The 10,943-nt window shown below is 64.5% G+C and carries 12 protein-coding genes; 7 read left to right on the plus strand and 5 right to left on the minus strand.

Annotated features, from left to right (window positions below; all coding sequences use genetic code 11):
- Nucleotides 1-115: 115 nt before the first annotated feature.
- Together HCH03_RS11200 and HCH03_RS11205 are read left to right on the plus strand one after the other, a co-directional pair.
- Nucleotides 116-1,126 (plus strand): SPFH domain-containing protein, encoded by a 1,011-nt coding sequence (locus HCH03_RS11200; protein WP_246599965.1) that lies wholly within the window; start codon nt 116-118, stop codon nt 1,124-1,126.
- Nucleotides 1,127-1,175: 49 nt separating this feature from the next.
- Entirely contained in the window at nt 1,176-1,370 is a 195-nt protein-coding gene (locus tag HCH03_RS11205; protein WP_221689552.1) for a hypothetical protein, read from the plus strand.
- A 54-nt stretch (nt 1,371-1,424) separates the two neighbouring features.
- Here HCH03_RS11205 and HCH03_RS11210 read toward each other — a convergent pair whose 3' ends face one another.
- On the minus strand, nt 1,425-2,732 hold the full coding sequence (locus tag HCH03_RS11210) for a hypothetical protein (protein WP_221689553.1): 1,308 nt from the start codon (nt 2,730-2,732) through the stop codon (nt 1,425-1,427).
- A gap of 220 nt (nt 2,733-2,952) precedes the next feature.
- Between HCH03_RS11210 and map the strand changes: the two genes are divergently transcribed.
- Nucleotides 2,953-3,726, plus strand: a complete 774-nt coding sequence (map, locus tag HCH03_RS11215) for a type I methionyl aminopeptidase (protein WP_080142535.1) — start codon at nt 2,953-2,955, stop codon at nt 3,724-3,726.
- Nucleotides 3,727-3,820: 94 nt separating this feature from the next.
- Nucleotides 3,821-4,843 carry an alpha/beta hydrolase gene (locus tag HCH03_RS11220; protein ID WP_221689554.1) on the plus strand — a complete coding sequence of 341 codons (1,023 nt, stop codon included), beginning with the start codon at nt 3,821-3,823 and terminating at the stop codon, nt 4,841-4,843.
- On the opposite strand, the gene HCH03_RS11225 is transcribed toward HCH03_RS11220, so the two are convergent.
- The 4 genes from HCH03_RS11225 to HCH03_RS11240 all read right to left on the minus strand — a co-directional run bounded on the left by HCH03_RS11225 (nt 4,840) and on the right by HCH03_RS11240 (nt 7,605).
- Entirely contained in the window at nt 4,840-5,202 is a 363-nt protein-coding gene (locus tag HCH03_RS11225) for a DUF1648 domain-containing protein (protein WP_221689555.1), read from the minus strand. The two genes, HCH03_RS11220 and HCH03_RS11225, sit on opposite strands and share 4 nt — an antisense overlap.
- Nucleotides 5,203-5,356: 154 nt before the next feature.
- Nucleotides 5,357-5,578, minus strand: a complete 222-nt coding sequence (locus tag HCH03_RS11230; RefSeq protein WP_221689556.1) for a helix-turn-helix domain-containing protein — start codon at nt 5,576-5,578, stop codon at nt 5,357-5,359.
- A 9-nt stretch (nt 5,579-5,587) separates the two neighbouring features.
- Nucleotides 5,588-6,106, minus strand: a complete 519-nt coding sequence (locus HCH03_RS11235; RefSeq protein WP_221689557.1) for a DUF2975 domain-containing protein — start codon at nt 6,104-6,106, stop codon at nt 5,588-5,590.
- 203 nt (nt 6,107-6,309) lie between these two features.
- Nucleotides 6,310-7,605, minus strand: a complete 1,296-nt coding sequence (locus HCH03_RS11240; protein ID WP_221689558.1) for a carboxylate--amine ligase — start codon at nt 7,603-7,605, stop codon at nt 6,310-6,312.
- Between the two features lie 368 nt (nt 7,606-7,973).
- Between HCH03_RS11240 and HCH03_RS11245 the strand changes: the two genes are divergently transcribed.
- The 3 genes from HCH03_RS11245 to HCH03_RS11255 are packed head-to-tail and all read left to right on the plus strand — an operon-like array spanning nt 7,974 to nt 10,508.
- Entirely contained in the window at nt 7,974-8,696 is a 723-nt protein-coding gene (locus HCH03_RS11245; RefSeq protein WP_246599966.1) for a TetR/AcrR family transcriptional regulator, read from the plus strand.
- Nucleotides 8,693-9,718: an ABC transporter ATP-binding protein gene (locus tag HCH03_RS11250; RefSeq protein ID WP_246599967.1), complete on the plus strand. Its 1,026-nt coding sequence runs from the start codon at nt 8,693-8,695 to the stop codon at nt 9,716-9,718. The genes HCH03_RS11245 and HCH03_RS11250 overlap by 4 nt, the downstream gene beginning before the upstream one ends.
- Nucleotides 9,711-10,508: an ABC transporter permease subunit gene (locus HCH03_RS11255; protein ID WP_221689559.1), complete on the plus strand. Its 798-nt coding sequence runs from the start codon at nt 9,711-9,713 to the stop codon at nt 10,506-10,508. Before HCH03_RS11250 ends, HCH03_RS11255 begins: the two co-directional genes overlap by 8 nt.
- Nucleotides 10,509-10,943 lie beyond the last annotated feature (435 nt).

Below are 10,943 nucleotides of genomic sequence, written 5' to 3' on the forward strand. Positions count from 1 at the left end.
TAAAGCGTTCGATTTTGAGATTTCAATGTGATATCATATTTGTATCACCTGGCAATGATGTGCGGGGTGCGAGCGGGCGCATGGGGTGCTTCGCTCGGGAGAGAAAGGAACCGTCATGTCCGCAGAGAAGACCGCCCGCGCGGCCGGAGGCGCGTCCGCAGAGAAGACCGTCCATGCGAAAAGCGGATGGCCCATGCTGTTGCTCGTGATCGTTCTGACGGCCGCTTGCGTCGCCGGCATCGTGGCGGGCGCCATGATGCTGCCGCCCGAGGACGTGCCCATCACCACGGGTGCTCAGACGTTCGGCTTGGTGCTGATGGTGGTGAGCATCGTCGCGGTGTGCGTCGGCCCGCTGCTCCTGTTCATGGGCTTCTTCACCATCCAGCCGAACCAGGCGCGCGTGCTCATCCTGTTCGGCGACTACAAGGGCACCGTGCGCGACGAGGGCTTCCATTGGGCGAACCCGTTCCTTTCGCGTTCGGCGGGCACGACCATCGACGCGCGCACGGGCAAGACGACGCCGAAGTCCACGAAGGTGTCGCTGCGCGCCCGCACGTACAACGGCGAGCACCTGAAGGTGAACGACAAGTGCGGCAACCCCATCGAGATCGCCGACGTCATCGTGTGGCGCGTCGAGAACACGGCCAAGGCGCTGTTCGACGTGGACGACTACAACTCCTACGTGCACACGCAGAGCGAGACGGCGCTGCGCCACGTCGCCACCACGTACGCCTACGACCAGATGCCCGGCGAGCTCGAGGGCGAGATCACGCTGCGCAGCAACATCGAGGAGGTGTCGGCGGCGCTCAAGGAGGAGCTTGCCGTGCGCCTGGAGAAGGCCGGCGTGGTCATCGACGACGCGCGCCTCACGCACCTGGCCTACGCGCCCGAGATCGCCCAGGCCATGCTCCGCCGTCAGCAGGCCGATGCCGTGATAGCCGCGCGCGAGAAGATCGTGCAGGGAGCGGTCGGCATGGTGGAGATGGCGCTGGCCGAGCTGTCGGCGAAGAACGTAGTTGATTTGGACGACGAGCGCAAGGCCGCCATGGTGTCGAACCTCATGGTGGTGCTCTGCGGCGAATCCGACGCCCAGCCCGTGCTGAACACGGGAACGCTGTACCAGTAAGGAAGGAAGGCGCCCCGACGGCTTCGTCGAGGCGCCTGCGGTGCGATCTATGGCGAAACGTAAACAATACCCGCTCCGCGTCGATCCGGCCCTCTGGGAGGCCGTGGAGCGCTGGGCTGCCGACGATCTGCGCAGCGTGAACGCGCAGGTGGAGTTCATCCTGCGTCGCGCGCTGGCGGACGCGGGAAGGCTGAAGAAGCCCGGCGACGGGGAAGCGGCTTCGGGCTACGACGAAGGCGCGTAACCGCCCGACCCAAAGGAAAGCAGGGCCCGGCGCATCGCCGGGCCCTGCTCGTTGCTATGCCAGCACGGCTTCGCGTTCTTCCTTCTGAACGCCCTCGCGGCCGAGGTCGTGGCCGGCGCCCTGCACGCGGCCGAGGTCCGTGTTGTCCTTCTTGCGGCTGCGCAGCTCGCGCAAGGGGCTTTCCGCGTCCTCGAGACGGTAGTCCTCGCCGTCCTTCTTCTGCAGCTCGCGGATGACGCGGTGGCTGGGAACGTCCTGGATGCGGCCGTTCACCTTGCTGTTCCAGTCGAAGAAGCGGAAGTCGCTCGGCAGGTCGTCCAGCTCGACGAACTCCTCGTCCTTCGCCGTGAGCGTGGCCTGCTCGGCCAGCACCTCGCGCACGTAGTCCTTCGTGGGGTGGAAGTCCAGAAGCTCGGGGAACTCCCCGTTGGGGATGAGCGATTGCCATTCCTCGTTCTCGTGCTTGTACAGCAGGTCGGCGGCCTTGTGCAGGTGGGCGACCTCCTGCTCGAAGTGGTGCTCCCAGATCTTCTTCACGTAGGGGTCGACTTCGGTCTCGGCGAACGAGTAGTACAGGTAGCACTCCATGTACTCGCGCAGCAGCAGGTTCTGCAGCCACGTGGCCGAGGGGTCCAGCAGCGCGCCGTAGTGCGTCACGTGCTCCTCTTCCACCATGCCGATCTCGAGGTAGAGGTCGCGGGCCACGCCCTCGGGCTGGGTGTTGCCCAGGTTCATGTAGAAGTTCATGGTCTGCTGCTCGCCGGCAGTCAGGATGAGCGCGCCGAGCGTCGTGCGGATGTCGGCCGTCTTGGCGTTGCGCGGGGCGCGCACGGAGTCGAACGGATGACGATGGTGCGCGACGGTCGGACGGCCCGGCGTGATCTCGATGGTGTCCTGCACCAGCTTGTGCGCGGGCAGATCCTCGTCCATCTTAAGCAGGTCGGCGTAGCGGTACAGGTGGTCGAAGTCCTCCAGCAGCGCGAAGTCCATGCACTGCTTCGCGTACATGTCGGGCTCGTGCATGGCGAGCCACGCCGTCAGGTCCACAGCCAGCTGCTCGTAGCCGATGGTGGTTTCGAGCGGCGTCTCGTCGGAGGGGGAGAGCCAGTTCACGTGCTTCTGCTGGCCCGCCTCGATACGGCGCATGAGCGCCAGGTCGCGGCGCAGGTCGTTGTCCTCGCAGTTGCGATGGAAGTTGTGGCCGAACATGACGGCCTCCACCTCGATGCCGTTCATGAGGATGATGCGGGCCTTCGTGTACGGGTCGGTCTCGAGCTTCTTGTAGGGGCGCGGGGACAGATCCTTCCAGTCGAGCATCATGTCTTCCAGCGATTTCTCGGGCTTCAGATCGAACGGGTTCATGCAGTGCCTCCTGTTCTTGCGGTTCACCTTGGTAGCGGCGCTTGGAAAAGCGCGCTGTGCCCCGCCATGCTAGCAGGCGTCGAAACGCCGTCCGCCGCGCGCGGAGGGCGCGTTGCTGGGGCGTGGCGCACCCGTAACGCCCGCGAGAGGGCCGTGCGCGGGCGGGGGGAGTGTTATACTGGGCGGCGACATTACCCGCAAAAGAGATAGGCAACACGGCATGATCATCAAGAAGTCACCGGCTGAGATCGAGGCCATGAAAGAAGCCGGCCGCGTTTCGGCCAAGGTGCTGCGCGAGGTGGGCGCGCGCGTGCGTCCCGGCGTGTCCACGTTGGAGCTGGACCAGTTCGCCGAGCAGCTCATCCGTTTGGAAGGCGGCATTCCGGCGTTCAAAGGTTACGGCGGGTTCCCCGGCTCCATCTGCGCGTCGGTGAACGAGCAGATCGTCCACGGCATTCCGTCGGCGGCCGTGGTGCTGCAGGAGGGCGACATCATCTCCATCGACACGGGTGCTATCGTGGACGGCTGGGTGGGCGACAACGCCTGGACGTACGCGGTGGGCCGCATCTCGCCCGAGAAGCAGCGGTTGCTGGACGTGACCGAGAAGTGCATGTGGGCGGGTCTCGACGCCGCGCGCCCCGGCAACCATCTGGGCGACATCGGGCATGCGGTGCAGTCCATCGCCGAGGCCGAGGGCTTCGGCGTCGTGCGCGAGTACGTGGGGCACGGCATCGGCCGCGACATGCACGAGGATCCGAACGTGCCGAACTTCGGCCACCGCCACGCCGGCGTGAAGCTTGAAGCGGGCATGGTGCTGGCCATAGAGCCCATGATCAACCTGGGAACGTACAAGACCCGTCAGATGCCGGACGGATGGCTCGTGTGCACGCGCGACGGGCAGCCGTCGGCCCACTTCGAGAAGACGGTCGCCATCACCGAGGACGGCCCCCTTATCCTCACCACCGAAGAGGGCTACCGCCGCCCGGTGTCCTGAGAGCGTGCTAGAAGGGGCAGGCGCCTTTCAGGGCGTAACCGGGGTAGGTGCCTTCCGGGGTGTTTTTGCGGCGGCTGATCGATAGGGGAGTCGTATGAAATCGAATCGCGCGGCGCTCGTTGCCGGGGCGGTGCTCGCCGCAGCGCTGCTCGCGGCCTTGGTCGCGATTGCAACATCGTCCGACGAGCTGGTGAGCGCGCTCGGCCTGATCGCATGGTGGACGGTGGCCGTGGCAGTTGTTCTGGGCTTCGCGGCGTTCCTCGCGCTGCGTAGGCGGGGCGGTGCGCTCAAGGTTGCAGCGACGATCGTCGCTGCGGCGATGGGGGCGGCCGTGGCGTTCTCGGCGTCCGTGTACGTGGCCGCGCCGTCGCTTTTGTTCTACCCGCACTTCGACGAGGAATCGTTCGCCCAACTGCAGGCGCAGCCTCAGGCGGAAGAGCTGGCGCTCGACACGGGGGCGGGGCGCCTGTCGGGCTGGCTGCTCCACAACGCGCCGGACGGCGCGCCGCTGGTCGTGTACTTCTACGGCAACGGGCAAAACGCGGCACCGCTTCTGACCGGGTTCCAGAACAACGATCGCCTGGGCGCGTTCGAGGGATACAACATCGCCGTGCTCGACTACCCGGGCTACGGCAAGACCGAGGGCGAGCCGTCCGAGGCGTCGCTCAAGGCGTTCGGCTTGGCCGTGTACGATGCGCTCGCCGAGCGCGACGACGTGGATCCTGCGCGCATGGCGGTGTTCGGCTACAGCATCGGCACGGGCGTGGCCACCTACGTTGCCAGCCAGCGCGACGTGGATTCCCTGGTGCTCATGGCGCCGTACGCAAGCGGCTACGACTTGTACAACAGCATGCTCGACGTGTTTCACGGCCCGCTCGGCGCGCTCGTGGCGTTCCGCATGGAGTCGGCGGAGTTCGCGCGCGACGTGGAGGCGCCGTCGCTCGTGCTGACGTCGGCCGACGACGAGGTGGTGCCCAGCGCGAGCTCGGAGCGTCTGGCGGCGGCGCTGCCGAGGTGCACGCTGGCGACGTATGAGGGCTTCGGCCACAACGAGTACTGGGCCTCGCCCGAGGTGCGAGCTGCGATCACCGACTTCTTGGCGAGGGAGCGGGGCTAGCCGGAAAACGCGTTGAAGCCCGTCACCGCCGCCCATATAAGGTAGGCGAGCAAGATGACGTCGACAAGGGCCATGCAACCGACGAGCGTGATGCGCGCGCCACGCACTCCGGTGCCGTGGATCATACCGAGGCGTTGGAGCGTTTCGGCTTTCGCGTACATGAACGAGAACAGCACGCAAGTGGCGGTCACGATGCCCCCTGTGATGAAGGACTCGTATTTCGCGCCCCATCGATCTACCCCCGAAAAGTCCGCATGCGTTGGAACGACGTCCGGCAGGAACAGGAGAACCGCCACGGCGGTGGCTGCGAGCGGCAACACGCAGAGGATGACGAGCACGGGGATCATGCGTCGGTTCACGGGGCCTCCTTCAGCGACGGCGCGATGTGTGACGGGGACCATCGTAGCAGATGCGAACCGTAGCGGGGGGGGGGGGCTCTCCGCGAACGCATCTTGTCCGGCGATCAGCGGGCAAGATGCCGCCGAAACGCTCGCAGAGGCCACGTATCTTCGGTCAGTCGCTGTCCTCTTCGTCGTCGACGTATTCGAACAGATCGCCGGGTTGGCAATCGAGCGCTCGGCAGATGGCGTTCATGGTGGCGAAGCGGATGCCCTTCATCTTGCCGGTCTTGAGGTTGGACAGGTTCACGTTCGTCATGTCCACGGCCTCGGCGAGCGCGTTAAGGGACATTTTTCGGTCGGCGAGCATGCGGTCGAGCCTGATGACGATGGCCATGGGCGATCCCTACGCGATCGAGTCGACGTCTTGCTGCAGCTCGCAGCCGTAATAGAAAACTTCGGAGATGATGGCGATAAAGAACCCGATGGCCAGGGCGGCGAACTCAAGAGTTCCGAACTGACCGCTGAAGCTCCCGTGGCCAAGCAGCGCGCTTGCGGCCATGGCCGCAACGAGGGCGGCGCATCCCGGTACAATGCATTCCGCCATGACGAGCACGGCGACGGCGCGCAAGCGCCAGACGTTCTTCATGGTGAACGGCTTGCCGGTGTTTTGAATGTCGCGCATCATGAGTAGAAGGATGATGGCGATGGCGAAAACCAGGCCCACGGCCACCGTGCTGCCGGCGGCTTCGGTAGGCGTCGTCCAGATAGCGTCTTCCGGGTTCGCGAACGAGCGAATGAGCCCGGCGATGGATACCGCGAAGGCGAGCGCGGTCATGACGGTCAAGATGATCACGAAGTTGTAGCCCGATTTCGTGCGCAGTTGGAGCTTGGTCGGCAGAGCTTGATTCTTGCTGAATCCCATGATCGAACCACCTCTCGGAGCTAAAGGGAGAACGGTTGCCATCGACGTGCCGATATCTGAGATTCTATGATGTGGGATTAAGCAAGTCAATAAATAATTAAAGTTATGCTTTAATTATTAGCCAAATAACCCTACGAGGAGTCGATCGTCGAATCTCGTAGAGCTTACGGCGACGATCCGTCGGGCCATTCCGACGCTTTTCGCTATTTCAACTGCTTGCCGTCGGTGTCCCAGTAGAAGCGCTTGAACTTGGGGATCTGGTTCACGTACATGATGTACGCCCACAGGTTGTGCATGAACGAATCGGCCTCGTAGTGCAGCGGGTAAGGATCGCGCGTGCAGGCCAGCGCGCCCTCCACCTCGGCCAGCCGCTCCCGGTTCTTCATGCTGCGCCTGAGCACGTAGCGCGGCACGCAGCAATAGGCGAAGTCGTCGTAGGCCTCGTGGTAGGGGATGGCGCGGCCGCGCATGAACTCGTCCACGATGAGCGTGACGAAGTTCACGCCGCCCAGGCTCAGATAGTACGTGTTGCGACCGGCGCGCGTGTTCACCTCGAAGAAGCGGAAGGATCCGTCGCGCTCGTCGAACTTGATGTCGAAGTTCGCGAAGCCCCGGTAGCCCGTGCGCGCCAGGAACCGCTTGGCGCACTCGATGATGGCCTCCTCGCGCTCGCCCAGGATGCACAGCGGGTTGCCGAGCGCGGTGGGATCGTGGTCCTGCAGGCACACCACGCCGCCCGACACCACGCGCACCTCGCCGTTCGCGTCGGAGAACGTGGTGAGCGTGCGGATGGCGTCGTCGCCGCCGGGAATGAAATCCTGCAGCACCAGTTCGCCCGCGTAGTCGGAGGTGCGGATGTCGTGCCACACCTGCGCCAGCTCCTCTGCCGACTCGATTTCGTAGATCTTGCGCTTGCGGGGGATGGTGGCGTCTTGGAACTGCGCCGAGTTCGACGGCTTCGCGATGAGCGGGTAGGGCAGCTCGTCCACGGGCAGTTCGTCGGGCCCGTCGCCGCAGTCGAAGTACCACGTGCGCGGGTAGGGGATGTCGAGTTCGTCGCACAGCTCGTAGAAGCGCCGCTTCTGCGTGATGTCGTCGAGCAGCGGGAAGTCGATGTAGGGCACCGTATAGCCCACCGCTTCCAGGCGCTCCTTCCCAGCCGAGAGCATGCGCGCGTGGCAGTCGTCGCAACCCACCACCAGCAGCACGCGTTCGGGGTCGGTGGCGCGCAGCTCTCCCGCCACGCGCTCGAGCGCGTCGTAGAGGCCCTCCGGCTCGTGGATGCGCGGCTCCAGGCGGTAGTCGGTGAAGCGGCTGGTCGAGAGCATCTTGATGTCCTGCGTTGCCAGCACGATGGTGCGCTCGATGCCGTAGGCGCGGTGGAACTCGCGCACGTAGCTGTACGCCAGGATGTCGCCGCCCACCACGACGGGTTGCAGCAGGCGGCGGGCGTCTGCGTGGCTGTCGATGCGCGGTGCGGCAGCGGGCGCTGCGTTCATGGTCGTGCTCCTTCGGTTGGTGCTCGGATTCGCAAGCGCCCATTATCTCACAGCTCGCTTTTGGCGTGCGGCAAGATGGAAATCTTCGCATATGGCTTCAAAGTGGGCGTTCGTTCCCCGCCGCGTTCGGTGCCGGGTTGGTCTTGCCCTGTGCGGCGAGGGCGGTTCCGGTGCGATGCGGCAGGGTTGTACTCGGCGCAACGGAGCGTGGCATGTCGACGCGCGCCGCCGGCATTCCGGAAAATCTTGCGGCGGGGCCTTCCTAAAAAAAGTCAACGGTATAGCATGGTCTGCGGAGCGGTTGACCGCTCGGTCAAAGCCCGCGGCGCAGCCGGCGCGCACGGGTTTTACTATGGCAGAGGAGCACGATGGAACAGCGCGGAACACGAAACGGGCAAGGTGCGGACGTTGCCGGGCGCATGCCCGTCTTTCGGCTGGGTCGGTTCGCCGACCAGGGCGACGGCGGTAACCGGGAGAAATTCGAGAACCTTCCCGACGAGCGGCAAGAGGCCATCGTCAACGCGGGCGTGGAGCTGTTTGGGCGCAACGACTACAAAAACGCCTCGACCGACGCCATCGCGCGCAAGGCGGGCATCTCGAAGGGCCTGCTGTTCTTCTACTTCAAGAACAAGAAGGAGTTCTACCTGTATTTGATGGAGCGCCTGATGGGCAAGATGATCGACCTCGTCGTGGACGACGGGTTCTACGAGATCGACGACTTCTTCGAATTGATGGAGTACTCGGCACATAAGAAGAAGGACGTGTTCGAGAAGATGTCGCCGTTCGTGCTCGACTTCTCCATCAGGGCGTTCTACCCGGAGCACAAGGACGTCAAGGACACGATGGACGGCTGGACGCAAGCCCAGCTCGACCTCATGTTCTCGCGGTTCTTCAAAAACGTGCGGTTCGACCGGTTCCGCGACGACGTGAGCCCGCGCCGGGTGCTCGACATGCTGATATGGATGGCCGACGGCTACCTGCACCAGCAGCGCTGCTTGAAAAAGCCCATCGACATCGACGCGCTCATGGACGAGTTCGCCGAATGGTGCGCCATGCTCAAGGCCTACGCCTACAAGGAGGAATACCGATGAAAGAAGAAAGCGCGCCCCAGGGCGCGACGAAGGCCGGTGTCGCGGAGGCGACGGGCGGGCGGACGGCAAGCGGGGGAGGGGTGGCGGGCGTGTGCGCCGAGCGCGGGCGCGGTTCCGCCATCGAGGTTGAGAGCCTGGTGAAAGACTACGGCAAGGGCCGCGGCGTGTTCGGCGTGTCGTTCGCCGTGGAGCGCGGCGAGGTGTTCGGCTTCCTGGGGCCGAACGGCGCCGGGAAAACCGTGACCATGCGCAACCTCATGGGGTTCATCCGCCCCGATGAGGGCACCGTGAGCATCGGCGGCCTGAACTGCTTCAGCCAGCGCAGCCGCATCCAGGAGCGCCTGGGCTACCTGCCGGGCGAGATCGCCTGCATGGACGAGATGACCGGCACGGCCTTCCTGGAATTCATGGCGCGCATGAAGAAGCTGCGCGACCGCGCGCGCATGAACCAGTTGATCGAGTACTTCGAGCTGGACCCCGCGCGGCGCATCCGCAAGATGTCGAAGGGCACGAAGCAGAAGGTGGGCCTGGTGTGCGCGTTCATGACCTCGCCCGACATCATTCTGCTGGACGAGCCCACCAGCGGCCTCGACCCCCTCATGCAAAGCCGCTTCATCGACCTCGTGCTTGAGGAGAAGCGTCGCGGCGCCACCATCCTGCTTTCGTCGCACCTGTTCGACGAGGTGGAGCGCACATGCGACCGCGTCGCGTTCATCCGTGCGGGCAGGCTGGCCGCCGTCGAGCGCATGGACGACGTGCGGAAATCGCGCAAGCGCGTGTTCGTGGTGACGTTCGCCGACGAGGCCGGGCGCGACCGCTACGCGCAGGCGCATCCCGGCGCGCAGAAGCGGGGCGCAGCCAGCGTGGAGGCAGCCGTGGCCGGCAACCTCGACGCGTTCGTGAAAGACTTGGCCGCCTACGACATCGTCGACCTCGCCGTGCGCGAGCAAACGCTGGAAGAGCTGTTCATGCATCTGTACGGCGCAACGGACCAGGCGGAGAAAGGGGGCTCCCATGAATAGGACGCTGTTCGCCAAAGAGCTGCGCGCGAACCTGTTCGTCAGCCTCGTCATCGCGGCGGTGCTGGCCATGTACATCGGCGTGATCGTCAGCATGTATGATCCGGAGTTGGGGGAAAGCCTGGATGCCATGATGCAGAGCATGCCCGAGATGTTCGCGGCCTTCGGCATGTCGGTGCAGGCCACCACCCTCATCGATTTCATGCTGAACTACCTGTACGGGTTCTTGCTGACCATCTTCATCCTCGTGCTCATCTTGATCATGGTGAACAAGCTGATGGTGCGCTACCTCGACCGCGGCGCCATGGCGTACCTGCTGGCCACGCCCAACAGCCGCACGCGCATCGCACTGACCATGGTGGGCGCGATGGTGGCCATCTTGGTGGCGCTCATGGCGGTGGTCACGGCGCTGGAAGCGGGTTTCGCCGAGGCGATGTTCCCGGGCGAACTGGATATGCAGGCGCTGATGCAGGTGAACGCGGGGCTGCTGGCCCTGTGGTTGGCGATGGCCGGTCTGTGCTTCCTGCCCGCATGCCTGTTCTCGAACGCGACGGCAGCCCTGTGGGTGGGTGGTGGCCTGAACATCCTGTTCTTCCTCATGCAGATGGCGTCGAAGGTGGGCGACAAGTTTGAGTTCCTGAAGAACGTCAACCCGCTGACGCTGTTCGACTACTACGGCCTGGCCGCAGGCGACGCGTCAGCCGTCGGCGGCGCGATCGCGCTGGCCGTTGGCGCGGCGGCGCTGTTCGCCGTGGCGGTTGCGGCCTTCGATCGGCGCGACCTCAGCATCTAGCGGGCGAGGATCGGAGAACTTCCATAGGGGCGGCCTGCTGGCCGCCCGGAGGAGGCATTCGAAGAGGACGGGGGAGGGGGCGGCTTTATCGAAAGCCGCCAAACGCACGCCCTTCGCGACCGCCCCGTAGGGTAAGGGCAGAGCCCTTGCCCTGCACGATGAGGAAAACGACTCTTTTGATATAGCTCCGTCGACCTGGAAAGACGTTGCTTTCGGCGGACCTCCTTTTTGGCGGCAACGCGAGGTGCCCACGCGGCAATCGCCGGCGGTCGCGTGCTCACCGGCGATTGCCGCGGGTTTCCCTTCGAGAAAGGGGTCGCTTCTCCCTCCTCCGGCAAAAATCTTGCAAACTCAGACGTCCGCTGTTAAACCAATATTGACATAGTCCCTATTTTGGGACAGCAAAAAAGGCTCTCCGTCTTACGATGCAACTGT

The sequence above is a fragment of the Gordonibacter massiliensis (ex Traore et al. 2017) genome, from assembly GCF_019731765.1.
Taxonomy (GTDB): Bacteria; Actinomycetota; Coriobacteriia; order Coriobacteriales; family Eggerthellaceae; genus Gordonibacter; species Gordonibacter massiliensis.